This window comes from Xanthobacter autotrophicus, assembly GCF_005871085.1.
GTDB classification, from domain to species: Bacteria; Pseudomonadota; Alphaproteobacteria; order Rhizobiales; family Xanthobacteraceae; genus Xanthobacter; species Xanthobacter autotrophicus.
The window spans coordinates 1-25,811 of record NZ_VAUP01000005.1 but is presented as its reverse complement, the minus strand read 5'-3'; the positions used below and the strand labels follow the sequence as shown (position 1 = coordinate 25,811).

General features: G+C 68.1%; 20 protein-coding genes and 1 tRNA gene. 7 read left to right on the top strand and 14 right to left on the bottom strand.

The features are described 5' to 3' along the window. Positions 1-128: 128 nt before the first annotated feature. The 3 genes from edd to pgi are packed head-to-tail and all read left to right on the top strand — an operon-like array spanning position 129 to position 4,298. On the top strand, positions 129-2,009 hold the full coding sequence (gene edd, locus FBQ73_RS02100; RefSeq protein ID WP_138397876.1) for a phosphogluconate dehydratase: 1,881 nt from the start codon (positions 129-131) through the stop codon (positions 2,007-2,009). Then, entirely contained in the window at positions 2,006-2,647 is a 642-nt protein-coding gene (gene eda, locus FBQ73_RS02095; protein WP_138397875.1) for a bifunctional 4-hydroxy-2-oxoglutarate aldolase/2-dehydro-3-deoxy-phosphogluconate aldolase, read from the top strand. Before edd ends, eda begins: the two co-directional genes overlap by 4 nt. Positions 2,648-2,681: 34 nt before the next feature. Continuing rightward, entirely contained in the window at positions 2,682-4,298 is a 1,617-nt protein-coding gene (gene pgi, locus FBQ73_RS02090) for a glucose-6-phosphate isomerase (protein ID WP_138397874.1), read from the top strand. A gap of 17 nt (positions 4,299-4,315) precedes the next feature. On the opposite strand, the gene FBQ73_RS02085 is transcribed toward pgi, so the two are convergent. The 9 genes from FBQ73_RS02085 to FBQ73_RS02045 all read right to left on the bottom strand — a co-directional run bounded on the left by FBQ73_RS02085 (position 4,316) and on the right by FBQ73_RS02045 (position 14,745). Next, a complete protein-coding gene (locus FBQ73_RS02085; RefSeq protein ID WP_138397873.1) occupies positions 4,316-5,383 on the bottom strand; it encodes an aldose epimerase family protein in 1,068 nt (355 codons plus the stop codon). Between the two features lie 171 nt (positions 5,384-5,554). Next, positions 5,555-6,487, bottom strand: coding sequence for a dihydrodipicolinate synthase family protein (locus FBQ73_RS02080; RefSeq protein ID WP_138397872.1), 933 nt, complete (start codon positions 6,485-6,487; stop codon positions 5,555-5,557). A 9-nt stretch (positions 6,488-6,496) separates the two neighbouring features. Then, positions 6,497-8,233, bottom strand: coding sequence for an IlvD/Edd family dehydratase (locus FBQ73_RS02075; protein WP_138397871.1), 1,737 nt, complete (start codon positions 8,231-8,233; stop codon positions 6,497-6,499). Positions 8,234-8,543: 310 nt separating this feature from the next. Beyond that, positions 8,544-9,143: an NAD(P)H:quinone oxidoreductase gene (wrbA, locus tag FBQ73_RS02070; RefSeq protein ID WP_138397870.1), complete on the bottom strand. Its 600-nt coding sequence runs from the start codon at positions 9,141-9,143 to the stop codon at positions 8,544-8,546. 54 nt (positions 9,144-9,197) lie between these two features. After that, positions 9,198-9,896 carry a pirin family protein gene (locus FBQ73_RS02065; protein WP_138397869.1) on the bottom strand — a complete coding sequence of 233 codons (699 nt, stop codon included), beginning with the start codon at positions 9,894-9,896 and terminating at the stop codon, positions 9,198-9,200. Between the two features lie 320 nt (positions 9,897-10,216). Further along, entirely contained in the window at positions 10,217-11,497 is a 1,281-nt protein-coding gene (otnK, locus tag FBQ73_RS02060; protein ID WP_138397868.1) for a 3-oxo-tetronate kinase, read from the bottom strand. After that, complete coding sequence (gene otnI, locus FBQ73_RS02055; RefSeq protein WP_138397867.1) at positions 11,494-12,300, bottom strand: 2-oxo-tetronate isomerase; 807 nt, start codon at positions 12,298-12,300, stop codon at positions 11,494-11,496. Before otnI ends, otnK begins: the two co-directional genes overlap by 4 nt. Before the next feature lie 98 nt (positions 12,301-12,398). Then, positions 12,399-13,385 carry an L-threonate dehydrogenase gene (gene ltnD, locus FBQ73_RS02050; RefSeq protein WP_138397945.1) on the bottom strand — a complete coding sequence of 329 codons (987 nt, stop codon included), beginning with the start codon at positions 13,383-13,385 and terminating at the stop codon, positions 12,399-12,401. A 46-nt stretch (positions 13,386-13,431) separates the two neighbouring features. Continuing rightward, on the bottom strand, positions 13,432-14,745 hold the full coding sequence (locus tag FBQ73_RS02045; RefSeq protein ID WP_138397866.1) for an MFS transporter: 1,314 nt from the start codon (positions 14,743-14,745) through the stop codon (positions 13,432-13,434). Between the two features lie 353 nt (positions 14,746-15,098). Here FBQ73_RS02045 and FBQ73_RS02040 point away from each other — a divergent pair, with 353 nt between their 5' ends. Together FBQ73_RS02040 and otnC are read left to right on the top strand one after the other, a co-directional pair. Beyond that, positions 15,099-16,091 (top strand): LacI family DNA-binding transcriptional regulator, encoded by a 993-nt coding sequence (locus FBQ73_RS02040; RefSeq protein WP_170218715.1) that lies wholly within the window; start codon positions 15,099-15,101, stop codon positions 16,089-16,091. 104 nt (positions 16,092-16,195) lie between these two features. Then, positions 16,196-16,867, top strand: a complete 672-nt coding sequence (otnC, locus tag FBQ73_RS02035) for a 3-oxo-tetronate 4-phosphate decarboxylase (protein ID WP_138397864.1) — start codon at positions 16,196-16,198, stop codon at positions 16,865-16,867. Positions 16,868-16,945: 78 nt separating this feature from the next. On the opposite strand, the gene ettA is transcribed toward otnC, so the two are convergent. Continuing rightward, on the bottom strand, positions 16,946-18,601 hold the full coding sequence (gene ettA / locus FBQ73_RS02030; protein WP_138397863.1) for an energy-dependent translational throttle protein EttA: 1,656 nt from the start codon (positions 18,599-18,601) through the stop codon (positions 16,946-16,948). A 111-nt stretch (positions 18,602-18,712) separates the two neighbouring features. Between ettA and FBQ73_RS02025 the strand changes: the two genes are divergently transcribed. Then, positions 18,713-19,201 carry a cupin domain-containing protein gene (locus tag FBQ73_RS02025; RefSeq protein WP_138397862.1) on the top strand — a complete coding sequence of 163 codons (489 nt, stop codon included), beginning with the start codon at positions 18,713-18,715 and terminating at the stop codon, positions 19,199-19,201. Between the two features lie 158 nt (positions 19,202-19,359). Then, positions 19,360-19,434, top strand: a tRNA-Gly gene (locus FBQ73_RS02020). A gap of 581 nt (positions 19,435-20,015) precedes the next feature. On the opposite strand, the gene FBQ73_RS02015 is transcribed toward FBQ73_RS02020, so the two are convergent. The 4 genes from FBQ73_RS02015 to FBQ73_RS22660 form a co-directional block, all read right to left on the bottom strand. Further along, positions 20,016-20,303, bottom strand: coding sequence for a hypothetical protein (locus FBQ73_RS02015; protein ID WP_138397861.1), 288 nt, complete (start codon positions 20,301-20,303; stop codon positions 20,016-20,018). 178 nt (positions 20,304-20,481) lie between these two features. Next, positions 20,482-23,610, bottom strand: coding sequence for an efflux RND transporter permease subunit (locus FBQ73_RS02010; RefSeq protein WP_138397860.1), 3,129 nt, complete (start codon positions 23,608-23,610; stop codon positions 20,482-20,484). 5 nt (positions 23,611-23,615) lie between these two features. Continuing rightward, positions 23,616-24,740 carry an efflux RND transporter periplasmic adaptor subunit gene (locus FBQ73_RS02005; RefSeq protein ID WP_246089513.1) on the bottom strand — a complete coding sequence of 375 codons (1,125 nt, stop codon included), beginning with the start codon at positions 24,738-24,740 and terminating at the stop codon, positions 23,616-23,618. A gap of 550 nt (positions 24,741-25,290) precedes the next feature. Continuing rightward, the coding region (locus FBQ73_RS22660; protein ID WP_392567212.1) for a helix-turn-helix transcriptional regulator at positions 25,291-25,811 on the bottom strand (521 nt) is incomplete at its 5' end.

Below are 25,811 nucleotides of genomic sequence, written 5' to 3'. Positions count from 1 at the left end.
GCCTGCTTGCCAAAAGCCCTGCTTGCCAAGAGATGGTCGCAAGATACGCGTATAAGAGACGATCATAAGAGACCGATTGCCGGAAGACCCGCTACAGGATAGGCGGATCCCTCCGGGAGGAGACCGCCATGTCCGCTGATACCCCGTCCGCTAATACCCCGTCCGCCGTGCCGACCTCCGCCCTCCTCAACGCCCGCGTGGGGGAGGTGACGGAGCGGATCGCGCAGCGCAGCCGCGACCAGAGACAGCGCTATCTCGACCGCATCGCCGCCGCCGCCGCCCATAAGCCGCGCCGTCAGGCGCTGGGTTGCGCCAACCAGGCCCACGGCTTCGCCGCCTGCGCCCCCGGCGACAAGGCGGTGCTGCGCGAGGGCCAGGGCGCGAGCCTCGGCATCGTCACCGCCTATAACGACATGCTGTCCGCCCACCAGCCCTATGAGCGCTATCCCCAGCTGCTGCGGGAGGCCGCCCGTGGCGTGGGCGGCGTGGCGCTGGTGGCCGGCGGCGTGCCCGCCATGTGCGACGGCGTCACCCAGGGCGAGGCCGGCATGGAGCTGTCCTTGTTCTCGCGCGACGTGATCGCGCTCTCCACCGCCGTGGCGCTCTCCCACCAGACCTTCGATGCGGCGGTGTTCCTCGGCATCTGCGACAAGATCGTTCCCGGCCTCGTCATGGGCGCGCTGTCGTTCGGTCACCTGCCAGCGGTGTTCATCCCGTCCGGCCCCATGACCTCGGGCCTGTCCAACACCGAGAAGTCGAGGATCCGCCAGCTGTTCGCGGAAGGAAAGGTCGGCCGCGACGCGCTGCTGGAAGCGGAATCCAAGTCCTACCACGGCCCCGGCACCTGCACCTTCTATGGCACCGCCAATACCAACCAGATGCTCATGGAGATCATGGGCCTGCATCTGCCCGGCGCCTCCTTCGTGACCCCGGACACGCCCCTGCGCGATGCCCTCACCAAGGCTGCCGCGCAACGGGCGCTGGCCATCACCGCGCTGGGCAATGATTACATCCCCGCCGGGCGGATGCTGGACGAGAAGGCGTTCGTGAACGGCATCGTCGGTCTGCACGCCACGGGCGGCTCCACCAACCACACCCTGCATCTCGTCGCCATGGCGGCGGCGGGCGGCATCGCGCTCACCTGGCAGGACTTTTCCGACCTCGCCGAGGTGACGCCCCTGCTCACCCGGGTCTATCCCAACGGCACGGCGGACGTGAACCACTTCCACGCCGCCGGCGGCATGGCCTTCGTCATCCGCGAGCTACTCGGCGCGGGCCTGCTCCATGCCGATGCCGAGACCATCCTCGGGCGCGGGCTGGAGGCTTACACGAAAGAGCCGGTGCTGGCCGAAGACGGCAGCCTCGCCTGGCGCGACGGTCCCGCCGTCACCGGTGACGACAAGGTGCTGCGCACGGCGGCCGAGCCCTTCCAGGCCACCGGCGGGCTGAAGGTGCTCGACGGCAACATCGGCCGGGCGGTGATCAAGACCTCGGCGGTGGCTCCCGAACGCCACATCATCGAGGCGCCGGCGCGGGTGTTCCATGCCCAGGAGGAGCTTCAGGCCGCCTTCAAGGCCGGCGAGCTGACGGGCGACATGGTGGCGGTGCTTCGGTTCCAGGGCCCCAAGGCCAACGGCATGCCGGAGCTGCACAAATTGATGCCGCCGCTGGGCGTGCTGCAGGATCGCGGGCTGAAGGTGGCGCTTGTCACCGACGGGCGGCTGTCGGGGGCCTCGGGCAAGGTGCCCTCGGCCATCCATGTGACGCCGGAAGCGGTGGACGGCGGCGCCATCGCCAAGGTGCGCGACGGCGACCTCATCCGCGTGGATGCGGTGGCGGGCACCCTCGAAGTGCTGGTCCCGGCCGCCGAATGGGCCGCCCGCACACCGGTGACGGCGGACCTTTCCGCCTCCCACAGCGGCGTCGGCCGCGAGCTCTTCGCCCCGTTCCGAAACGCCGTCGGCCAGGCCGAAAAGGGCGCCAGCATTTTCCAGGAGGTTTTCGCGTGAACGACAAGATCCAGTCCGGTCTCCACAGCATTCTGTCCCGCGCGCCGGTGGTGCCCGTGGTGGTCGTTGAGCGCGCCGCGGACGCTGTCCCGCTCGCCCGCGCCCTGGTGGCGGGCGGCCTTCCGGCCATCGAGATCACCCTGCGCACGGCCGAGGCCATGGACGCCATCCGCGCCGTGGCGGATGAGGTGGAGGGCGCGATCCCCGGCGTCGGCACGGTGCTGGACGCCGCCCAGCTCGAGGAGGCCGAGAAGGCCGGTGCGCGCTTCGCGGTCTCGCCCGGCGCCACGCCGCGCCTGCTCGATGCCGCCGCCGAGGCCGGCATCCCGCTGCTGCCGGGTATCGCCACGGCGGGGGAGGCCATGCGGCTGATCGAGCACGGCTACCGCTATGCCAAGTTCTTCCCGGCCGAGCCGGCGGGCGGCAGCGCTTATCTCGCCTCCATCGCCTCGCCCTTGCCGCAGCTCACCTTCTGCCCCACCGGCGGCATCAGCCTCGCCTCCGCGCCGGGCTATCTCGCCCTGCCCAACGTGATCTGCGTCGGCGGCTCCTGGATGCTGCCGCGCGCTCTGGTGGCGGCCGGAGACTGGGCCGCCATCGAAGCCCTCAGCCGCGCCGCGGCGGCGCTGCGGGCCTGAAGCCGGACCATCGAGGCGCGAGGGAGGACACCCCATGACCGACATCGTCCCCGCCTGGGCGCGGCTCAACGTCGAGGCCGCCGAGGCCGCAGGCCTGCGCATCCGCGCCCTGTTCGACGCGGACCCGGGGCGGTTTGCCGCCTTCTCCGCGCGGCTGGACGATCTGCTCCTCGATTTCTCCAAGACCCATTTGACGGCGCCGGCCCTCGCCGCCCTCATGGACCTTGCCAGCGCCGCCGGGGTGGAGGCCAAGCGCGACGCCATGTTCGACGGCGCGCGCATCAACACCACCGAGAACCGCGCCGTGCTGCACGTGGCCCTGCGCAACCGCGCCAACCGGCCCATCCCGGTGGACGGCGTGGATGTGATGGGTGCGGTGAACGCCACCTTCGCGCGCCTGTTCGCCTTCGCGGAAGACGTGCGCTCGGGCGCCATCGCCTCATCCACCGGGGCGCCGTTTACGGACGTGATCAACATCGGCATTGGTGGCTCCGATCTCGGCCCGGCCATGGCGACGCTGGCGCTGAAGCCATTCCATGACGGGCCGCGCCTGCACTTCGTCTCCAATGTGGACGGCGCGCACCTCGCCGATACGCTGAAGGGGCTCGACCCGCGGACCACCCTCGTCATCGTTGCGTCGAAGACCTTCACCACCATCGAGACCATGACCAATGCCCGCTCGGCCCGCCGCTGGATCGCGGCGGCGGTGGGCGAAGCGGTGGCCGGCGCCCATTTCGCGGCGGTGTCCACGGCGCTGGCGGAAGTGGAGGCCTTCGGCATCGCCCGCGAGCGCATGTTCGGCTTCTGGGATTGGGTCGGCGGGCGCTATTCGGTGTGGTCGGCCATCGGCCTGCCGCTGATGATCGCAGTGGGCGCGCGGCGTTTCGAGGCGTTCCTGGACGGCGCCCATGCCATGGACGAGCATTTCCGCACCGCGCCCCTGGCGCAGAACCTGCCGGTACTGCTTGGCCTCATCGGCGTCTGGCACCGCAACGGGATGGGCTATGCGGCCCGCGCCGTGCTGCCCTATGCGCAGCGGCTCGCCCGCCTGCCGGCCTATCTCCAGCAGCTCGACATGGAGAGCAACGGCAAGCGCGTGACCCTTTCGGGGGAGGCGGTCGCCTATGCCACCGGCCCCCTGGTGTGGGGCGAACCGGGCACCAACGGGCAGCATGCCTTCTACCAGCTGCTGCACCAGGGCACGGACGTGATTCCGGCGGAATTCATCCTGCCGCTGGAGGGCCACGAGACGGATCTCGCCGAGCACCAGCGCCTGCTGGTGGCCAATTGCCTCGCCCAGTCGGAAGCGCTGATGAACGGCCGCAGCCTCGCGGAGACGCAGGCGCGGCTGAGCCCCGCCGGGGCCGGCATGGCGCTGCACCGCAGCTTTCCGGGCAACCGGCCCTCGGTGACCATCGCCTTCCGCACGCTTGATCCCTTCGCCCTCGGGCGGCTGATCGCGCTCTACGAGCACCGCGTGTTCGTGGAGGCCGCCATCTGGAACATCAACGCCTTCGACCAGTGGGGCGTGGAGCTCGGCAAGGAACTCGCCACCGCCATCGTTCCCATGCTGGGGGCGGGGGCGTCGGCGGACGGCAAGGATGGCTCTACCCAGGCGCTCATCCGCGAATTCCTGAGCCTGAATTCCTGAGCGAAGCCCGCGCGGCCTCAGAGGGTCGAGAAGCGATAGATGGAGACGTGCCGGTAGGTCTCGCCGGGATTGAGCCGGGCGGAAGGGAAATCCAGCCGGTTGGGCGCGTCGGGCCAGGCCTGCGGCTCCAGGCAGAAGGCGTCGGACTGGCGGTGCAGGCGGCCATATTTGCCCTGCGCCGCCCCGTCGATGACGTTGCCCGAATAGAACTGCACGCCCGGCTGGTCGGTCAGCAGCTCCATGACCCGGCCGGAGTGCGCGGCCCGCACGCGAGCGGCAAGGCGCGGCGTGTCGGTCGGTTCAAGACAATAATTATGGTCGTAGCCGCGCCCGAAGCGCAGTTGCTCGTCGTCGTCCCGGATGCGCGCACCGATGAGCGCTCCGGCGCGGAAATCGAACGGCGTGCCGTCCACCGTGCGCGGTGGGCCGGGCAGGGGGATCGCCGCAGCATCGGTGGCGAGGAAGCGCTCGGCGGCGAGCGTGAGGTGATGACCGAGGATGTCGCCGGCCGTCTCCACCCCGTCCAGGTTGAAGAAGGCGTGGTTGGTGAGGTTCACCACCGTGGGCCGGTCGGTCACCGCAGAAAAGGCGATGGTCAGTTCGCCGAGGCCCGTGAGGCTGTAGGTGACGCGGGCGTCCAGCGTGCCGGGAAAGCCGCCGGCCCCGTCCGGGCTGATGTGGCGCAGGGTGACCGCCGGGACCGGGTCCTCGTCCACCGCCTCGATGGTCCACAGCGCCCGGTCGAAGCCAATGACGCCGCCGTGCAGCATGTTGGCGCCGTCATTGGCCTCAAGGGTGACGCGGGCGCCGTCGAGGTCGAAGGCCGCCCCGGCGATGCGGTTGGCGAAGCGGCCCACGGTGACGCCGTAGAAATCGCGCGTCCGCCCATAGCCGGCGGCGTCGTCATGGCCGAGCACCACGTCGGCGAGGACGCCGTGGGCGTCGGGGACGCGCAGCGCCTGGAGCGCCGCGCCATAGGTGATGACCGAGGCCTCGAAGCCGCCGGCCCCGGTGAGCCGCACCCGCTCCACCACCGGGCCGTGGGGCAGCAGGCCGAAATTCTCGCGCAGGATGGGGGTCGTCATCGCTTTTTGCCCTCGAACGGCAGCGGTCTGGCATGGGTATGCCAATGGCCCATGAGCTTTGCTCGTGGGCCATTGGTCAAGCCCGCGCGGCGCTTGAGCGGCCCACTCGGCCTCGGTCGAAGGCCGAGGACGACGGCACATAAGATGACGACCGCAATCAGCCGGTGAAGATCATTTCCCCCAGCGCAGCACCAGCGGATCGAGCCGACGGGCGATCTCGATCAGGCCGGCGCGGGTGGCGGGGTGCATGGCCGGCAACGGCGCGCGCACGGTCTCGTGGGCGATGACGCCGCCTTCCTGCATCAGCGCCTTGCAGGCGGCGAGGCCGCACTGGCGGTTCTCGTAATTGATGAGGGGCAGCCAGCGCTGGTAGGCGTCCATGGCGGCTTCGCGGTCGCCGGCGAAATAGGGATCGGTGACCTGGCGGATGCCGTCCGCATAGGCGCCGCCCGTCATGGCGCCGGTGGCCCCGGCGTCGAGATCGGCCATGAGGGTGATGGCCTCCTCCCCGTCCCACGGACCTTCGATCGCCGCGCCCCCGGCCTCGATCAGCGCGCGCAGCTTGGCGGCGGCCTGCGGCACCTCGATCTTGAAATAGGCGAGGTTGCCGATCTCCTTGGCCATGCGGGCGAGGAACGGCACTGACAAGGGCGTGCCCGCCACCGGGGCGTCCTGCACCATGATGGGGATGGAGATGGCGTCGGACACGCCACGGTAGAAGTCGTAGATGGACGCCTCCGGCACCCGGAAGGTGGCGCCGTGATAGGGCGGCATGATCATGACCATGGCCGCGCCCAGGTCCTGCGCCCGGCGCGAGCGCTCGGCACAGACGGCGGTGGAGAAATGGGTGGTGGTGACGATCACCGGCACCCGGCCCGCCACATGCTCCAGCACCGCGACCATGACGCGGTCGCGCTCGTCGTCAGTGAGCACGAACTGCTCGGAGAAGTTGGCGAGGATGCAGATGCCGTGGGAGCCGGCATCGATCATGCAGTCGATGGCGCGCTTCTGGCCTTCGAGATCAAGCGCTCCGGCGGCGTCGAACACGGTGGGCGCCACCGGGAACACGCCCTTGAAGGGGCGCGCGGCAGTAAACGTGGGCATGGGTCACCTTCAGTGATTGTCGCGCGGCACCGGCGATCCGGTGCGGCCGACGAGGAAATCGAAATCCGCGCCGCGATCGGCCTGCAGCACGTGGTCGATGTAGAGGCGGGCATAGCCCCGCTCGGCGTGGGGAGCGGGCGGCACAAAGGCGGCGCGGCGCTGCGCCAGTTCCTCCTCGCTCACATGCAGGTTGAGGGCGCGGGCGGGCACGTCGAGGGTGATGAGGTCGCCGGTCTTCACCAGCGCCAGCGGCCCGCCGGCGGTGGCCTCGGGCGCCACGTGCAGCACCACCGTGCCGTAGGCGGTGCCGGACATGCGGGCATCGGAGATGCGGATCATGTCGCGTACGCCCTGGCGCAGCAGCTTGGCGGGCAGGGGCATGTTGCCCACCTCCGCCATGCCGGGATAGCCCTTGGGCCCGCAATGCTTCAGCACCATGATGCAGGAGGCGTCGATGTCGAGGGCCTCATCGTTCACCGCGTGGTGCATCTCCTCCACGCTCTCGAACACCACGGCGCGGCCGGTGTGCTGCATCAGCTCCGGCGAGGCGGCGGACGGCTTGATGACGGCGCCGTCCGGGGCAAGATTCCCGGTGAGGATGGCGATGCCCGCGTCGGCCTTGAACGGCGCCTCGAACGGGGTGATGACCTCTTTATTCCAGCACGGCGCCTCAGCCACATTCTCCCAGATGGAGCGGCCGTTGACGGTGAGGGCCTCGCGATTCAGCAGCCCGCGCTCGCCCAGCGTCCGCAGCACGGCGGGCAGGCCGCCGGCATAGTAGAAATCCTCCATCAGGAAGCGGCCGGAGGGCATGAGGTCCACCAGGCAGTGCACGTCGCGGCCCAGCCGGTCGAAATCGTCCAGGGTCAGCTCCACGCCCACCCGGCCGGCGATGGCGAGCAGGTGGACCACCGCATTGGTGGAACCGCCGATGGCCGCGAGCGCCCGGATGGCATTCTCGAAGGCGGCGCGGGTGAGGATATCCGAGGGCTTCAGGTCCGCTTTCGCCATCTCCACGATGCGCCGCCCCGCCATGCGGGCGAGCAGGTTGCGCCGGGCGTCGGCGGCGGGGATGGCGGCATTCTCCGGCAGGCCGAGGCCAAGAGCCTCGACCATCGAGGCCATTGTTGAAGCCGTGCCCATGGTCATGCAGCTGCCCGCGGAGCGGTTCATGGCCGCCTCCGCCTCGTGGAAGTCGGCCAGCGTGATCTCTCCCGCGCGCAACTGCTCGCTCATGGAGATGATGTTGGTGCCCGAGCCGATGATCTCGCCGCGATAGACGCCGCGCAGCTGCGGCCCGCCGGAGACGCCGATCGCCGGCAGATCGGCGGAAGCCGCGCCCATGAGCAGGGCCGGGGTGGTCTTGTCGCAGCCCATCAGCAGCACCACGCCGTCGAGGGGATGGGCGCGGATGGCCTCCTCCACATCCATGGAGGCGAGGTTGCGGAACAGCATGGCGGTGGGCCGCATGGTCACCTCGCCGAGGGAGGAGACCGGGAATTCCAGCGGGAAGCCGCCGGCATCCAGCACGCCGTAGCGCACATGCTCCGCGATGGTGCGGAAATGGGCGTTGCAGGGGGTGAGTTCCGACCAGGTGTTGCAGATGCCGATCACCGGGCGGCCGTCGAACTGGTCCTGGGGGAAGCCGCTGTTCTTCAGGAAGGAGCGATAATAGAAGCCCATCTTGTCCTGCCGGCCGAACCAGGCCTGGCTGCGCATAGGCTTGCCCTTGGTCTCGTCGCTCATGATGCGTGTCCCGTCATGCCGCCGGGGGGCGGCGTGGCAAGGCCGGGCGCACCGGCGCGAGGCGGGTCATAGCGTGACACGGCGGCTGTCCTCCCTGGCCCGAACGCGGCTTTGGCCGCATCTTCTTAAAACGATTTATGACACGGCATCGGGCGGCTGAACAGCCGGTGCCGAGACGGCTTTTCACAGCTTGTGCGCACAATAAAATGCGGCCGGAGCGTTCGCCCCGGCCGCCATGCGGATCAAGAAAATGGAAGCCCGTACGGGCCTGGAGCGAGGGCCGGTGGGTGAACCCCGCCGGCCCATCCCTTCAGCCGTGCAGCTTGATGGCGGTCTCGGCGATCTTCTTGCCCTGGTAGCGGGCGCCATCCAGCTCGATGGCGGAGGGCTGGCGGGAGCCGTCGCCGCCGGTGATGGTGGTGGCGCCATAGGGGCTGCCGCCGGTGATCTCGTCGAGGGTCATCTGGGCGCCGTAGCCGTAGTCGAGGCCCACGATCACCATGCCGAAATGCATCAGGTTGGTGATGATGGAGAACAGCGTCACTTCCTGGCCGCCGTGCTGGGTGGCGGTGGAGGTAAAGGCGCCGCCCACCTTGCCGTTCAGCGCGCCGCGCGCCCACAGGCCGCCGGCCTGGTCGAGGAAGTTGGCCATCTGCGAGGCCATGCGGCCGAAGCGGGTGCCCGTGCCCACGATGATGGCGTCGTACTCGGCCAGCTCCGCCACGGTGGCGATGGGGGCCTTCTGGTCCAGCTTGAAGTGGGCGGATTTGGCCACCTCTTCCGGCACCAGGTCCGGCACGCGCTTGATGTCGACCGTGGCGCCGGCCTCACGGGCGCCGGCGGCGGCAGCTTCGGCCATCTGCTCGATGTGACCGTAGGCGGAATAATACAGGACGAGGACTTTGGCCATGATGGGCTCCTTGAGAAAGGGGGAAACGGGGAAACGGGGGAGGGGAAAAAGGCGTCAGGCCGCTTCCACCAGCACCAGCTCGCTGTCTTCCAGCGCGGTGATGGTGAGGGCGGGCTCGTCGGAGATGGCGGCGCCGTCGCGGGTGGCAAGGCGCAGGCCGTTCACCTCCACCGCGCCGGTGGCCGGCACCAGATAGGTGTTTAGGCCGCTCAAAGGGGCATAATCGATGGTTTCGCCCGCCTTCAGCGTGGCGCCGAGGACGCGGGCATGGGCGCGGATGGGCAGGGCGTCCCCATCCCCCGCGATCCCGCTCGCCAGGGCCACGAAGCGGCCGGAGCGGTCGGTCTTGGGAAAGGGCCGCGTGCCCCAGGTGGGCGCGCCGCCGGCCTGGTCCGGCTCGATCCAGATCTGGAAGATGCGCGTGGGCGCGCTTTCCAGATTGTATTCCGAGTGCCGGATGCCGCGCCCCGCGCTCATCACCTGGATGTCGCCGGCCACGGTGCGGCCGCGGTTGCCCAGGCTGTCCTCGTGGGTGATGGCACCCTCGCGGACATAGGTGATGATTTCCATGTTGGCGTGCGGGTGGGGCGGAAAGCCCGATCCCGGCGCGATCTCGTCGTCGTTCCACACCCTGAGCTTGCCGTGGCTCTGGCGGGCGGGATCGAAATAATTGGCGAAGGAGAAGTGGTGCCGGGCGTTGAGCCAGCCGTGGTTGGCCTTGCCGAGGCTGTCGAAGGGACGATGTTCGATCATGGGGGTGTTCCGTGGCCGTCCAAGCGGCCTCAACAGAGCGTTTTCTAGCGAAGTGGATACCGGTTCGCGTGACGAAAACGCGTCAACTTCGGGATCTGGAGCGATTGCCGTGAGCTTGTGCGAACGGCGATCGCTTCAGGTGTCGGGGTGGATATTAGGTTGGCGCTGGGCAAAGCAAAGAGGGGTGGCGCGACAGCCGCATTTGCAGAAATGCAAACATCGGCCGGGGCGCGGCCCCGAAACGCGAGCGGGCTCCGACGGGGCCGTTTCGACCCGGTCGGAGCCCGCTCCGCGAAGCTCGGTGTCTGGACGGCGGCTTGCTACTTCGACATCAGCCCCAGCGCATCGGTGAAGAAGTCCACGCCGCCGAAATTGCCGGACTTGAGCGCCATCAACAGATCACCGTGCGCGCCGCCGATGGCGCGCAGCACCGGCACGCCGGCCGCGATCTCCGGCCCCAGCGCGAAGGCGGGGATGCCGAGGCGATCCACTACCGCGCCGGAGGTTTCGCCGCCCGCCACCACCAGCCGGCGGACCCCGCGCTTGACCAGCCCTTCGGCGATGGTCGCCAGTCCCTGCTCGATGGCATGGCCGGCGGCCTCGCGGCCGTGGAGGGCCTGAAGGCGCGCCACTTCTGCCGGCGAGGCGGAGGAGGCGATGAGGACGGGGCCGCTCTCGATGCGGGCAGCGGCCCACTCCAGCGCGTCCTCGGCCTCGGCCGGGCCGGAGACCAGCGCTTCGGCGGAGAGCCGCAGCACCGGCATGGCGTCCTCGGCCCGCGCGATCTGTTCCAGCGTCGCCTTGGAGCAACTGCCGGCGAGACAGGCGGAAAGCCCGCCGACACCGGCCATGACCGATGCCGTCGCATCGACGCGTAGCACCCGGCCGGTGGCGACGAGGCCCCGGGCCAGGCCGAGGCCTAGACCGGAGGCGCCCACGGACACCCGGGAATCGAGCGCGGCGGCGCCGAGGGCGACCAGATCGGCTTCATTCACCGCATCCGCGATCACGCCGCCGATGCCGTCGGCCGCAAGCTCCGCCAGCCGTGCGCGGATGGCGTCGGCGCCGCGTGCCACCAGCGCCTGGGGCACGAGGCCCACGCGGGAGACGCTCTGCCGCCCCAGCACGCGCACCAGATTGGCGTCATGCATAGGATTGAGGGGATGGTCCTTGAGCGGGCTCTCGTTCAGCGGCACCGCGCCGACGAAGAGGTGGCCCTGGTAGACGGTGCGGCCCGTCTCCGGGAACGCGGGGGTGACCAGCACCGCCGCCGCCCCGGCATCGGCGGCGAGCGCGTCGAGCACCGGGCCGATATTGCCTTCGTCGGTGGAATCGAAGGTGGAGCAGATCTTGTACATGACATGGCCGGCGCCGCGCGCCCTGAGCCAGCGGTCGGCGGCGCGGGCCTTCTCCACCGCCTCGGCGGCCGGCACGGAGCGGATCTTCAGGGAGACCACCACCGCGTCCACCTCGCCCAGAGGCAGGTCGTCGGCCGGGATGCCCACGGTCTGCACCGTGCGCAGGCCGTTCTTGGCCAGGGTATTGGCGAGGTCGGAGGCGCCGGTATAGTCGTCGGCGATGGTGCCGAGGGCGAGGGTCATCCGTTCGCTCCCACCTTGTGGGCCGGGGTGGCGGCGGCATAGGGCGCGAACCAGCTAAGGCCGTTCAGCGTGCCGGCGCGCGGGTTGTACTCACAGCCGACGAAGCCGTCATAGCCGAGGCGATCCAGCTCGGCGAACAGGAACGGATAGTTCAGTTCCTCGCCGTCCGGCTCGTTGCGCGAGGGCACGCTGGCGATCTGCACATGCCCGGTGATGGGCATCAGCTGGCGCAGCCGCATGGTCACGTCGCCATGGATGATCTGGCAGTGATAGATGTCGAACTGGAGCTTCAGGTTGGGCAGGCCCAGCTCGGCGATGAGCGCCTCGGTGAAGGCGAAGTCGTTGAGGAAATAGCCCGGCATGTTGCGGCCGTTGATGGGCTCCAGCACCAGGTCGAGATCCTTCTCCGCCAGCGCGCCGGCGGCATAGGCCACCGCCTTGGCATAGGCGGCGCGGGCCTTGGGATCGGCGCGGTCGGCAAGGCCGGACATGAGATGCAGGCGCTTCACGCCGGTGGCGGCGGCATAGGTGAGGCCGGTCGCAACGCCCGCCTTCAGCTCGTCGAAGCGCTCGGGGAAGGCGGCGATGCCGCGCTCGCCGGCCGCCCAATCGCCGGGGGGCAGGTTGAACAGGGCCTGGGTCAGGCCGTTGCGGGTGAGGCGCTCGCCCACCGCCTCCGGCGCATGCTCGTAGGGGAACAGGAATTCCACCGCGGTGAAGCCGGCGTCGGCGGCGGCGGCGAAGCGGTCGAGGAACGACCACTCGGTGAACATCATGGTGAGGTTGGCGGCGAAGCGCGGCATGGGGATCTTCCGAAAGGGTCGGGTCGCGGCGGTCGGTGCGGCGTGAAGAACGCACCAATCCGCGCGCGGGCGCAAGCGGGGTCCGGGTCGGTGCCGGCTCAGGCCGGATCGCCCGGCAGCCTGGTGCCGGTGATGCGGGCATAGAGGCGGGCGACGGAGGCGTCGTCGTCGCGCCCCATGCCGGCGGCGGAGGTGGCGAGGAACATCTGCAGCGCGGCGGCAGACACCGGAACCGGGAACTTGGCGCTGCGCGCCATGTCCTGGATGATGCCGAGGTCCTTCACGAAGATGTCCACCGCGCTCCTCGGCGTATAGTCGCCCTCCACCACGTGGGGCATGCGGTTCTCGAACATCCAGCTGTTGCCGGCCGAGGCGGTGATCACCTCATAGACCTTGGCGATGTCGAGCCCCTGCCGCGCGGCGAAGGCAATGGCCTCGCTCGCCGCGGCGATGTGCACGCCGGCCAGCAGCTGGTTGATCATCTTGAAGGCCGCGCCCTGTCCCGGCGCGTCGCCCAGCTCATAGAGCTTGGCCGCCATGGCATCGAGCGCCGGCCGCGCCTTGGCGAAGGCCGCCGGGCTGCCGGAGGCGAGGATGGTGAGCGCGCCTTCCGCCGCGCGCTGGGCGCCGCCGGAGATGGGCGCATCGAGATAGAGCCGGCCGGTGGCCTCCAGCCGGGCGGCGAGGGTGCGGGCGACCTCCGGGTCCATGGTGGCGGAGGAGAGGAAGACGGCGCCGTCCACGAGCGTCTGCGCCACGCCGTCGGCGCCGAACAGGATGGTCTCGGTCTGGGCGGCGTTCACCACCACGCTCACCACCACGTCGGCATCGCGGGCAGCTTCCGCCGGGCTCGAGGCGCCGCGCCCGCCCTCGGCGGCGAAGCGCTCCACGGCGGCGGCGTTCACGTCGAAGCCGGCCACCTCGAACCCGGCGCGCTTCAGGGACTGGGCCATGCCATAGCCCATGGAGCCGAGCCCGATGACCGCGGCGCGCCCGGTCCCTGTGGCCCCCGAAATGGCGACCTCGGGCGAGAACTGTTCTGTCATGACCTGATCCTCGGAAAGGGAGCTGCGCTGCGACGGCATTTGCATGAGGGGCCTCCCGCGGATCGCGCCGCGGGAGGCCGTGGGTTCACTTGTTGACGAGCTTGGGCGAGGTGGTGAGCACCGCCGCAGCGCCCGCCACCAGGATCGCCGCGAGGGCATACATGCCCACCTGGGTCGAGCCGGTGAGGTCCTTCAGGAAGCCGATGAGATAGGGGCTGACGAAGCCGGCGAGGTTGCCCACCGAATTGATCAGCGCGATGCCCGCTGCGGCGCCCGTGCCGGCCAGGAAGGCGGTGGGCAGGGACCAGAACAGGGGCGCGCAGGAGATGGCGCCGGCGGCGGCGATGGACAGGAAGATGATGGCCACCGTGGTGCTGGTGGAGGTGGCGGCCACCGTGAAGCCCACCGCGCCCATCAGCGCCGGGATGACCAGATGCCAGCGCCGCTCGCGATGGCGGTCCGAGCTGCGGCCGATCAGGTTCATGGCGATGACGGCGGAGATGAAGGGAATGGCGCTGACGAGGCCGATGTGGAAGTTGCCGACGACGCCGGTCGCCTTCACCAGGGTGGGCATCCAGAAGGTCAGGGCATACTGGCCCATGACGAAGCAGAAGTAGATGAAGCTCATGAGCCAGATCCGCTTGTCGGCGAACACGCCGGCAACCGAGTGGTGGCCTTCCTTGGTCTTTTCTTCCTGGGCGATTTCATATTCCAGCACGGCCTTGTGCTCGGCGCTCAGCCACTTGGCGTCGCGAATGCCATTGTCCAGATAGAAATAGATGGCGATGCCGATGGCGATGGCCGGAATGGCCTCGATGAGGAACATCCACTGCCAGCCGGCCAGCCCCGAGGTGCCGTGGAAGCTGTCCATGATCCAGCCCGACAGGGGATTACCGAAGATGCCGGAAATCGGGATTGCCGACATGAAGATGGCTATGATCTTGGCGCGGCGGTGCGAGGGATACCAATAGGTCAGGTACAGGATGATGCCGGGATAGAAGCCGGCTTCCGCGACCCCGAGCAGGAAGCGCAGGGCGTAGAACATGGGTGCGCTGGACACGAACATGAAGGCGCCGGAGATGAGGCCCCAGGTCACCATGATGCGGGCGATCCAGATGCGCGCGCCGACCTTGTGGAGGATGACGTTGCTCGGCACCTCGAACAGGAAATAGCCGAGGAAGAAGATGCCGGCGCCGAGGCCGTAGACGGTCTCGCTGAAGTTGAGATCCTGCGACATCTGGAGCTTGGCGAAACCCACGTTCACGCGGTCGAGGTAGGCGACCACGTAGCACAGCATCAGGAACGGTACGATGCGCCAGAACACCTTGGCGTAGGCCGCCTTCTGCGTGTCCGGTTCCACGGCGACGTGCGCCGCGAGGGGCGCGGTTTGGGTGCTCATCGGGTCCTCCCTGGAGGTGGCGTTTGTGTTGGCTGTCGCGTTGGGCGTGTCTTGGGCTGCGTGCATGGCATGGCAGCGCTGCCAACAGCACATAGCAAACAGTGGCAGCGCTGCCAAACAGAAAATGGTAGCGCTGCCAAAATACCGCCTTGATGGCTCCCTAGGAGCGTGACACAACAAAAACCAAACACGAAAACCCGAAGCGCGGTTGCCGCGCATCCGGGGTGCGCCCGTCCGGGCGGGGGAGGGCAGGCGTGGCCGACAAGGACGCCCTTTCGATGCAAGATGACGCGATGCGTGACGACGCGCTGGCCGGGCGCCGCGCGAGCTCAGGCACGCACATAGGTTTTCCCATGGGCTCAGGTGCGGGCGTGACCCTTACGGATGTGGCGCGCGCGGCCGGCGTCGGCGAGAGCACGGCCTCCCGGGTGCTGCGCAGCCACGGCTCGTTTTCGTCGAAGACCCGCGCCAGCGTGCTGGAGGCCGCCGCCCGGCTGGGCTACGTGCCCAACCGCATCGCCGGCACCCTTGCCTCCACCGGATCAAAGCTGGTGGGCATCATCGTGCCCTCGCTCGCCAACATCGTGTTTCCGGACCTGCTGCGCGGCGCCAATTCGGTGCTCGGCAAGGCCGGCTTCCAGTCGGTCATCGGCGTCACTGACTATGATCTCGTGGGCGAGGAAGCCCTCATCTCCTCGCTGCTGAGCTGGCGCCCCGCCGGGCTGCTGGTGGCGGGGCTGGAGCATACCCCGCGGGCGGACGCCATGTTGCGGGGCGCGGGCATCCGCATCATCGAGATGCTCGATACCGACGGGGCCGGCATCGACATGGTGGTGGGCTTCTCCAACCGGGATGCCGGCCGCGCCGCCGCGCGCCATCTCATCGCGCGCGGCTATCGCCGGATCGGTTATGTGGGTCACGATCTGGCGCTGGACCTGCGCGCCGCCAAACGGTTCGAGGGGTTCCGCGCGGCGCTCGCCGAGGCCGGGCTTCAGGTGGCGGGCCAGATGATCGCGCCGGTGCCCTCGTCCATCGCGGCGGGGCGCGAGGCGCTTGACCGGATCCTGCATGAGACCCCCGATCTCGACGCGGTCTATTTCTCCAACGACGACATGGCCATCGGCGGCTATTTCCTCTGCCTGTCGAGGGGCATCGGCATTCCCGACCGGCTCGCCCTGTTCGGCCACAACGGCCTTGAGGTCGCCCGCTGCGCGCCGCAGCCGTTGTCCACCATCCGCACCCCCCGCGTCGAGGTCGGCGAGGCCAGCGCACGGCTCATTTCATCGGACGGGCCGCCGTCGATCGTCACCCTCGATTTCGAGCTGATCGAGGGCGCGACCACTTAAGTTCATCTGCTTTGGACCCGGTTTGCTGTCTCAATCGGGCCGAGATCTTCCGCTCCCGCTTTGGAGCCCGTGCCTCAGCCTTGGGGCCGGGCCGAGGACTTGCCATGTCGGAAACAAAACTGCGCGAAAGCATCTGCATGTTCGGCCGCTCGCTGTTCGAGCGCGGACTCACCCCCGGTTCGTCAGGCAATATCAGCCTGCGCCTCGACGACGGCGGCTGGCTGGTGACGCCCACCAATGCTTCGCTGGGCTTCCTCGATCCGGCGCGCATCTCGCGCCTCGACGCCGCGGGCCGCGTCGTCTCCGGCGATGCGCCCACCAAGGAGATCCCGCTCCACCAGGCGCTCTACGACACGCGCTCCAGCGCGCGGGCCATCGTGCACCTGCATTCCACCCATTCGGTGGCGCTCACCATGCTGCCGGAGATCAATCCGAAGGCGGTGCTGCCGCCCATGACGCCCTATTATCTGATGCGCTGCGGCCAGACCGCGCTGGTGCCCTATTATCGGCCCGGCGACCCGGCGGTGTCGGAGGCCATCCGGGGGCTGGCAGGGCGCTATTCCTCGGTGCTGCTGGCCAATCACGGCCCGGTGGTGGCTGGCGATACGCTGGAAGCCGCCGTCTTCGCCACCGAGGAACTGGAGGAAACCGCCCGGCTCTATCTGCTGCTACGCGGCCTGAACCCGCGCTACCTCTCGCCGGAGCAGGTGGCCGACCTGGTGAAGGTCTTCGGCGTGTCCCTGCCCGTGGATGAGCATGAGGGGCATGGGCATTAGGGGGCGGGGGGCTTTCCGATACAAAGCCCCCCGCTGCGAGGACCTCTCTACCAAGAGAGGCCTTCTCCCTATTCCCACCTACCTCGAAAACTTCTTGTACTGAATCCGCTTCGGGATCACCGAGTCGATCCCGAGGCGGCGCTTCTTGTCTTCCTCGTAGTCGGCGAAGTTGCCCTCGAACCATTCCACATGGCTGTCGCCCTCGAAGGCCAGCATGTGGGTGGCGATGCGGTCCAGGAAGAAGCGGTCATGGGAGATGATGACGGCGCAGCCGGCATAATCCTCCAGCGCCTCTTCCAGGGCGCGCAGGGTTTCCACGTCGAGGTCGTTGGTGGGCTCGTCGAGCAGCAGCACGTTGCCGCCGCGCTGGAGCACCTTGGCGAGGTGCACGCGGTTGCGCTCGCCGCCCGAGAGCATGCCCACCTTCTTCTGCTGGTCGCCGCCCTTGAAGTTGAAGGCCGCGCAATAGGCGCGCGAGGGGATCTCCTTCTTGCCGACGTAGATCACCTCGTTGCCGTCGGAGATTTCCTCCCACACGGTCTTCTTGTCATCCAGCGCGTCGCGGCTCTGGTCGACATAGCCGAGCTTCACGCTCTCGCCGATCTCGATGGTGCCGCCGTCCGGCTTCTCCTGGCCCGTGATCATGCGGAACAGAGTGGTCTTGCCCGCGCCGTTCGGCCCGATGACGCCCACGATGCCGCCCGGCGGCAGCTTGAACGACAGATCGTCGATCAGCATCTTGTCGCCGAACGACTTGCTGAGATGATCGAAGGCGATGACGTTCTGACCGAGGCGCTCGGCCACCGGGATGACGATCTCGGTCGCCGAGGGCTGCCGCTCGGAAGCCTTCGCCACCAGTTCGTCATAGCGCTGGATGCGGGCCTTGTTCTTGGCCTGCCGCGCCTTGGGGCTGGCGCCGATCCACTCCTGCTCGCGGGCGAGCGCGCGCTGGCGGGCCTCGTCCTCCCGGCCCTCCTGCTGCAGGCGCTTCTGCTTCTGGCCGAGCCAGGAGGAATAATTGCCCTCGTAGGGAATGCCACGGCCGCGATCCAGCTCCAGGATCCAGCCGGTGACATTGTCAAGGAAGTAGCGATCGTGGGTGACGATCAGGATGGCGCCGGGATAGGCCCGCAGGTGGCCTTCCAGCCAGTTCACCGTCTCGGCGTCCAGATGGTTGGTGGGCTCGTCGAGCAGCAGCAGCTCGGGCTGCTCGAGCAGCAGGCGGCACAGGGCCACCCGGCGCCGCTCGCCGCCGGAGAGGCGGGTGACCTCCCAGTCGTCCGGCGGGCAGCCCAGCGCGTTCATCGCCTGCTCCACCTTGCTGTCGAGATCCCACAGGCCCTGGGCCTCGATCTCGTCCTGCAGGCGGGTCATCTCGTCGGCGGTCTCGTCCGAGTAGTTCATGGCGAGCTCGTTGTAGCGCTCCATGATGGCCTTCTGCTTGGCCACGCCGTCCTCGACATTCTGGCGCACGGTCTTGGCCGGATCGAGGTGGGGCTCCTGCGGCAGGTAGCCCACGCGCACGCCCTCGGCCGGGCGTGCCTCGCCGGTGAAATCCTTGTCCATGCCGGCCATGATGCGCAGCAGGGTCGATTTACCGGCGCCGTTGTTGCCGAGCACGCCGATCTTGGCGTCCGGGTAGAAAGACAGGTGCACGTTGTCGAGCACCTTCTTGCCGCCCGGATAGGCCTTGGTCATGCCGTGCATGTGGTAGGCATACTGATAGGGCGCCATGAGCCGCCGTCTCCTAAAAAGGGATGCGTTGAGTTGGCGCCGTTCTAGCCCCCGCGCGGCGGCGCGGCAAGGGAATGGGGCCTCAAGGGCCCCGGTGACAGGGAGGACAAGATGGGCGCGGATCATTCCCACGACGACGGACACGAGAAGATCGACTGGCGCACGCACGGGGTGAAGGTGATCCCCGGCGACAGCCTTGATCCCAACACCGCCCAGACCCCCGGCATGAACCGCGCTGCCGCCATCAACCGGGCGCGGGCCGGGGCCGAGAAGATCTGGGCCGGCACCGTGCGCATCCATCCGGACGCCAAGACCGGGGCGCATCATCACGGCGACCTGGAGAGCATCATCTATGTGGTGAAGGGCCGCGCGCGCATGCGCTGGGGCGAGCACCTGGAATTCGTGGCCGAGGCCGGCCCCGGCGACTTCATCTTCGTGCCGCCTTATGTGCCCCACCAGGAGATCAACGCCTCCCCCGACGAGACGCTGGAGTGCGTGCTGGTGCGCTCCGGGCAGGATCCGGTGGTGGTGAATCTCGACATCGAACCGGTGGAGAAGCCCGAGGCGGTGAAGTGGATCGACCCCATCCACCGCGAGTGAATTTTATTAAGGCTATGGAAAGGCGGGTATTTTTTGGGCCAGGGGTGGCCTGAGGACGAAGCCTGTGGACAAGTTGGTGTGATGCCTGTTGCATTCTGCGTGGGGTTTTGGCATACGAACGCACCGCCGCGACGCACTGCGACGCCGGCAAAATGGATGCGGGTGTAGCTCAGGGGTAGAGCACAACCTTGCCAAGGTTGGGGTCGTGGGTTCGAATCCCATCGCCCGCTCCAAATTTTCCAAATAAAATCAGACAGTTAGCAAACGCCCTTCGGGGCGTTTTCTGTTTACCGGCCATGGCTTAGGCATTCCGGCAAGCACAGAGTAAGCACGACAGGCACAATTCTGGCGCGCCCCAGCGTAGGCGTCGCCCTGCTCGAAGTCGCCGAACGAGAGCCCGGACCGGACCGGGGCGTGGTGGGCTTGTTCGGCGGACAGAAATCTAGGCTCAGGACGAAGGCACGCAGTCGCGGACAGAGGTCATCTCGAGATCGTGCATGAACGCACGGGTCCCTTCCCGGTGATCTGATGCCCGCTTTGAAGCACCAGCCCGGAGAAGTGCCCCCATAAATGTGCGCGCTGGGCGGGGCGTGATTCAAGTTTATCCGACCTGGGAGAAGACAATGCACCGGCAGGACGCACTGTTGTCCCGCCTGCCAAGGGGCATCCTTCTCGCCGACAAGGCCTGTGTTTGCGTGTCGAGCGCCAGTTTCGCACTTTGGCGCGCACGCTTGAACCGGTCGTTCGGTTCTCGGCGAGGAAGAGGGGCAGCGCCAATGGCGTTGCCCCGCTTTCTCGACGCATTGTATTCGCGTCAGTTCTGGTCGGCATCCTCGGCCGGGCCCCAGTGGGGATTGCCATCCTGGAAGGGCTTCTCGGCAGCATAGTACGGGCCGGGGGTACCGAAGGCGCTGGGGCGCGCCAGCTTCTGGGCTTCGCGGGCGGCGGCAGCCTGGGAGGTCGGGATCAGGCTGCCCTGGGCCGAGACCGCGTACTGATCGCGATTCTCCTTCTGAATATAGGGATCGGCAAAGGCGGCACCGGCGGAGGACACGAGCACGAGAGAGGCGCTGGCGGCAAGCACTAGGTTCTTGATGGACATGACGAACACTCCGTTTCTGATGTATTGAATGTATCGCCGGCCCATTCGGTCAACAATTCTATGGTGGTTTGCTGCTGGCATACGCCCCTATGCGTCGTCGATACCAAGGTATGCCCGTTGCTGGATTGGTGGACGGATGGCGGTCCGGCCGAGCCGCGGCCGGCACCGGGCGCGTCCGCTACGTCCCTTGTGTTCCGGTGGGCGACTGCCTCGTCGCCTTCGGGCGGTGCGCTCCGAGGCGGTCGAGCCAGAGATAGATAACCGGCGTGGTGTAGAGTGTCAGCAACTGGCTCACCAGCAGGCCGCCGACGATGGCATAGCCCAGCGGCTGACGCAGTTCCGAACCGGTGCCGTGCCCCAGCATGAGCGGCACGCCCGCGAGCAGGGCGGCCATGGTGGTCATGAGGATCGGCCGGAAGCGCAGCAGGCACGCCTCGCGGATCGCCTCCTGAGGCGACAGGCCTTCCAGGCGCTGACGCTCGATGGCGAAGTCCACGATCATGATCCCGTTCTTCTTCACGATGCCGATGAGAAGGATGATGCCGATCAGCGCGATGATCGAGAAATCGAAGCCGAACGCCCACAGCGTCGCGAGCGCGCCGAGGCCGGCCGATGGCAGCGTGGACAGGATGGTCAACGGGTGCACATAGCTCTCGTAGAGCACACCGAGGATGACATAGATGACGAGGAGGGCAGCGGCCACCAGATAGGGCTCGCTGGCAAGCGACGACTGGAACGCCGAAGCATTGCCCTGGAAGGCGCCGGTGAGGGTGGTCGGCTTGCCGATCTCGGTCTCGGCACGATGGATCGCGGCCACCGCATCCCCCAGCGCCGCGCCGGGCGCCAGGTTGAAGGACAGCGTCACCGAAGGAAACTGCGACTGATGATTGATCGCCAGTGGGGCGGTGGGCAGTGACGTCGATCGGGCCAGGACGCTGAGCGGCACCTGTTCGCCGGTCAGCGGCGACTTGATGTAGATCTGTTCGAGGGCATGGGGTGAGGTCTGCAGGCTGGGCAACAGTTCCAGGATGACGTGGTAGCTGTTGAGCTGGGTGAAGTATTGCGTCACCTGGCGCTGGCCGAAGGCATCGTACAGCGTGTCGTCGATCAGCGTGGGGCTGATGCCGAAACGGGCCGCCTGATCACGGTCGATGGTGAGCGTCAGCGTTGCGCCGGACGCCTGCTGGTCGGTGGCGACGCCGGTCAGTTCCGGCAGGGTCTTCATCTTCGCGAGCAGCCTGGGGGCGAAGGCGTTCAGCTCGTCGATATTGCCGTCCTGCAAGGTGTACTGGAATTGGGTGCGGGCCAGGCGCCCGCCCACGTTGAGATCTTGCGCGGCCTGGAGGAACAGCGCCGCCCCCTCCACCTTCGCAAGCTGCTTCTCCAGCCGGCGGATGATTTCGAAGGCGGACGCCGTGCGCTCCTCCCGCGGCTTCAGGGTGATGAACATGCGGCCGTCATTCATGGTCTGGCCCGCCGTAGCGCCGATGGTGCTGGAGACGGAATAGACGTCCGGATCCCGTGCCACCACCGCGGCAAGCGCCTGCTGCTTCAGCGCCATCTCGGCGAAGGAAAGGTCCTGTGCCGCCTCGGACACCCCGAGGATCAAGCCCGTATCCTGCTGTGGGAAGAAGCCTTTCGGTATCGCCACGAACAGCGCTGCCGTCGCGGCGAGGGCGATGAGGAACACGGCGAGCGTGGCGCGCTGGTGGGCCAGCGCCAGGTCCAGGGTGCGACGGTAGCCGGCCAGCAGCGTGTCGAAGCAGCGCTCGGCAACCCGATAGAGCCGGCCATGCTGCACCTCGCCCTTCGGCTTGAGGAACAGGGCGCACAGGGTCGGGGTGAGTGCGAGCGAGACGAAGGCCGACATGACGATGGTCACGGCGACCGTGACCGCGAATTCCCGGAACAGGCGCCCCACCAGCCCGCCCATGAACAGCAGCGGGATGAATACGGCGATCAGCGAGAGGCTGATGGACAGGATGGTGAATCCGATCTCGGCCGAGCCGTCCAGCGCCGCCTCGAGCGGTGTCTTGCCCATTTCGAGGTGCCGCTCGATGTTTTCGAGCATCACGATGGCATCGTCCACCACGAAGCCCACGGCGATGCTGAGGCCCATCAGCGAGAGATTGTCCAGGCTGTAGCCCAACGCCAGCATGACCGCGAACGTGCCGATCACGGCGAGCGGCACAGCCACCGACGGGATCACCGTCGCCCACAGGCTGCGCAGGAACACGAAGATGACCGCCACCACCAGGATCACCGTGATGGCGAGCGTCTTCTCCACGTCGGCAACCGAGGCGCGGATGGTGGCGGTGCGGTCGCTGAGGATCTTCAGCTCGATGCCCGCGGGCGCACCGGCAAGAAGGCCGGGCAGTTGCGCCTTGATCTGCTCCACGGTCTCCACCACGTTGGCGCCCGGCAGCTTGAACACGGGCAGGATGATGGCCCGCTCGCCATCGGCCCAGGCCGCCAGTTGCGTATTCTCCGGGGCATCGACGGCGGTGCCGAGATCGCGCACGCGCACCGGCGCGCCGTTGCGATAGGCGAGAACGGCGTCGAGCCAGGGTCCCGCGCTGGTGATCTGGTCGTTGTCGAGCAGGGTGAAGGTGCGCGTGCGCCCCTGCACCGTCCCCTTCGGGCCGTTCACCGTATTGGTCACGATGGCCTGCCGCAGGTCCTCCAGGGACAGGCCGAGGTTCGCCACTTTCACCGGGTCCACCTGGATCCGGACGGATGGCTTCTGCTGGCCGAAGACGAGCACCTGCCCGACCCCGGCGATCTGGCTGATATGCTGCTCCAGCACGTTCTCCGCGTAGTCGTCCACCTGGATGATGGGCAGGGTCCGCGATGTCAGGCCCAGCACCAGGATGGGCGGATCGGCCGGGTTCACCTCGCGATAGGTGGGCGGCGCGGGCAGGTTGGCCGGCAGTTGCCCGCCCGCCGCATTGATCGCGGTCTGCACCAGCTCGGCGGCGGCATTGATGTTCACGTCGAGATTGAACTGCAACGTGATGGCGCTGCTGCCGAGGGTCGAGATCGATGTCATCTGCGCCACGCCGGGGATTTCGCCGAACTGCCGCTCCAGCGGCTGGGTCACCGAGGCGGCGATGATCTGCGGGCTGGCACCGGGCAGGGAAGTGGAGACCTGGAGGGTCGGGAAGTCCACCTCCGGCAGGGGCGCGACCGGCAGCTTGGGGAATGCCGCGATGCCGAGGGCCAGCAGGCCCGCCATCAGCAGCGAGGTGCCGATGGGATGCCGGACGAACCAGGAGGAGAGCGACGCCCGCGCTGCAGTATCGGCCATGGGGATCACTGGGCTTGAGAGGAGGGTACATCGGCGACGCGAGCGCCGGCAGACAGACGGTATTGGCCGGCGCTAACCACGCGCGCGCCTTCTGCGAGCCCGCTCTCGATCACGGCGACGCCCTCTGAGATCGGGCCGGTTCTGACGGCGGCGGGCGACACGGTCTGGTCCGGCGCCACCTGGTAGACGAACGTACCGTCGGGGCCGCGCTGGATGGCGCCGGCCGGCACCGTGACGACGCCCTTCAGCGTCGTCACGTGCACCTTGGCGTCGATGAACTGGCCCGGCCAGAGCTGGTCCCCGGCGTTGGGAAAGACCGACTTCAGCTTCAGGGTGCCGCTCTTCGGGTCGATGGCATTGTCCATGAGCTGGACGGTTCCGATGTCCAGAACCGTGCCGTCCTCCCGCGATAGGGCCTCGACCTCCACCGGCCCTGCCGCCAGGGCGGCACGGATGGCGGGAACGTCCCGCTCCGGGAGGGTGGAGATGACAGCGATGGGGTTCACCTGGTTGATGACCACCAGCCCCCCCGGATCGCTCGCATGAACGATGTTGCCCACATCGACGAGGCGCAGGCCCGCGCGCCCGTCGATAGGCGCCAGGATGCGGGTGTAGGAGAGTTCCGTCTCCGCCGTCACGATCAGGGCCTTGTCCTGCTCGACCTGCGCTTCGAGCTGGGCAACGGTGCTGCGCTGGGTATCCGCGGTCTCTACGCTGACGAAATCGCGCGCCACCAGCTGGGCATCCCGGTTCAGGATGAGCCTGGCGTTGGCGAGGCTCGCCGTGTCCTGATCGAGCCGCGCCCTGGCCTGGTCGAGGGATGCCTGGAAGGTGCGAGGATCGATCTCCGCGAGGAGATCGCCCTGGCGCACGTCGTTCCCCTCCTTGAACAGAACTTGTTGCAGGGCACCGTCCACGCGTGAGCGGATCGTGACCTGATTATACGGCTCGACCGTCCCGAGGTCGGTGAGGAAGATGGGGACATCGCGCCGATCGGCGGTGGCGATCTCCACCGGTATCGGGGCCGGCGCTGGCGCGGGGGGGCCATCGCCGGCCTGCGCCTCGACGGCGAACGCGGCGATGCTCATCGCCGTGGCGGCCAGCGTGACGAGCCAGAGCCCGTGTTCCATTTTCATCCGCGCCATAGCTTTCGACCCGTTCCGAAGACGAACGGGTAGTCAGCCGTGTTTCCCGGCAGGGGTCTTTCCGGCAGGAGCGGAGCTTTGCGAGAACGCCTCCTCGAGCGTTCGCGAGGCAGTCGAGCGTGCCCACCGCGGCGAAGGTCCGCCCCTCATCGAGGCGAAGACCCGCACAAGGCGGGCCTCTGCGCCGCCCCGAAACGCTCGCCGTTCGAGGCTTCGCGTCGCCGGGTTCGACTGTGCGGCCATCCCCCCTCAATGCATCGCCTCGCCATCGCTGACGTCGTATTCAGCGCCGCCGCCCGTCGACGGATGCCGCGGTCGAGTTCTTCGTCCAGCTCAGCCGGTCGGACTTTCGCCCGCCCAGAGGGCCAATCCAACCGCAGCCACGAACTCACGGCTGGATGGAAATTGGGGCAACATCACCTGGCCAGTCCGGTCCGGCGCCTCATCTTCAGAACTGTTTATGTGGGACCCGAAACGGTCCGCCGACGGAACAGTGCGGGGGTGATCGCGCTTTCAGGGGCAGCGCCGAGGAGCCCTAGCGCAGCTGCGGCACGAGCGCCCCGAGTGTCGCCATGGTGCGCTCGAAGTCGCGCAAATTCTCCGCTTCCGACTTGCCCAGGATCGAGCGGATCTGGCTGCGGACGGTCATGAGCGAGACCCCGCGTCCGCGCGCCACGTCCTCGGCGCTGGCGCCGCCGGTGAGCGCGACGGCGACCTCCGCCTCGGCCCGGCTGAAGCCGAACATCTCGCACAGCATGTCCGCCTGCGGCACCACTTTGCGATTGAGCGGCCGCAGGAGGATGAGAGCCAAGGGCTCCCTGGCATCGCCTTCGTCCCGCCCGCTCACGTCATTGGCAAGGCCCAGCGGCGCTGGGGCGACCGTCAGCGCGGCGAGGGCGCCGTTGCGCGAGGTGACACGCATTGCGCCTCCGGAGCCCCCCGATGTGGCGGAGGCAACGAGTTTGCGGAGCACGCCGGCCTCTTCCCGGGACATGGCGGCGAGGTAGACGCCGCTGCCGGCATAGGGGCCCGAGCGCAGGGAGAACAGGCCGGAAT

Coding starts and splice junctions, on each gene's coding strand:
- edd (WP_138397876.1), top strand. CDS start 129: ATGTCCGCTGATACCCCGTCCGCTAATACCCCGTCCGCCGTGCCGACC.
- pgi (WP_138397874.1), top strand. CDS start 2,682: ATGACCGACATCGTCCCCGCCTGGGCGCGGCTCAACGTCGAGGCCGCC.
- FBQ73_RS02085 (WP_138397873.1), bottom strand. CDS start 5,383: ATGACGACCCCCATCCTGCGCGAGAATTTCGGCCTGCTGCCCCACGGC.
- FBQ73_RS02080 (WP_138397872.1), bottom strand. CDS start 6,487: ATGCCCACGTTTACTGCCGCGCGCCCCTTCAAGGGCGTGTTCCCGGTG.
- FBQ73_RS02075 (WP_138397871.1), bottom strand. CDS start 8,233: ATGAGCGACGAGACCAAGGGCAAGCCTATGCGCAGCCAGGCCTGGTTC.
- wrbA (WP_138397870.1), bottom strand. CDS start 9,143: ATGGCCAAAGTCCTCGTCCTGTATTATTCCGCCTACGGTCACATCGAG.
- FBQ73_RS02065 (WP_138397869.1), bottom strand. CDS start 9,896: ATGATCGAACATCGTCCCTTCGACAGCCTCGGCAAGGCCAACCACGGC.
- otnK (WP_138397868.1), bottom strand. CDS start 11,497: ATGACCCTCGCCCTCGGCACCATCGCCGACGACTATACCGGCGCCTCC.
- otnI (WP_138397867.1), bottom strand. CDS start 12,300: ATGCCGCGCTTCGCCGCCAACCTCACCATGATGTTCACCGAGTGGTCG.
- ltnD (WP_138397945.1), bottom strand. CDS start 13,385: ATGCCGTCGCAGCGCAGCTCCCTTTCCGAGGATCAGGTCATGACAGAA.
- FBQ73_RS02045 (WP_138397866.1), bottom strand. CDS start 14,745: ATGAGCACCCAAACCGCGCCCCTCGCGGCGCACGTCGCCGTGGAACCG.
- FBQ73_RS02040 (WP_170218715.1), top strand. CDS start 15,099: ATGGGCTCAGGTGCGGGCGTGACCCTTACGGATGTGGCGCGCGCGGCC.
- otnC (WP_138397864.1), top strand. CDS start 16,196: ATGTCGGAAACAAAACTGCGCGAAAGCATCTGCATGTTCGGCCGCTCG.
- ettA (WP_138397863.1), bottom strand. CDS start 18,601: ATGGCGCCCTATCAGTATGCCTACCACATGCACGGCATGACCAAGGCC.
- FBQ73_RS02025 (WP_138397862.1), top strand. CDS start 18,713: ATGGGCGCGGATCATTCCCACGACGACGGACACGAGAAGATCGACTGG.
- FBQ73_RS02015 (WP_138397861.1), bottom strand. CDS start 20,303: ATGTCCATCAAGAACCTAGTGCTTGCCGCCAGCGCCTCTCTCGTGCTC.
- FBQ73_RS02010 (WP_138397860.1), bottom strand. CDS start 23,610: ATGGCCGATACTGCAGCGCGGGCGTCGCTCTCCTCCTGGTTCGTCCGG.
- FBQ73_RS02005 (WP_246089513.1), bottom strand. CDS start 24,740: ATGGAACACGGGCTCTGGCTCGTCACGCTGGCCGCCACGGCGATGAGC.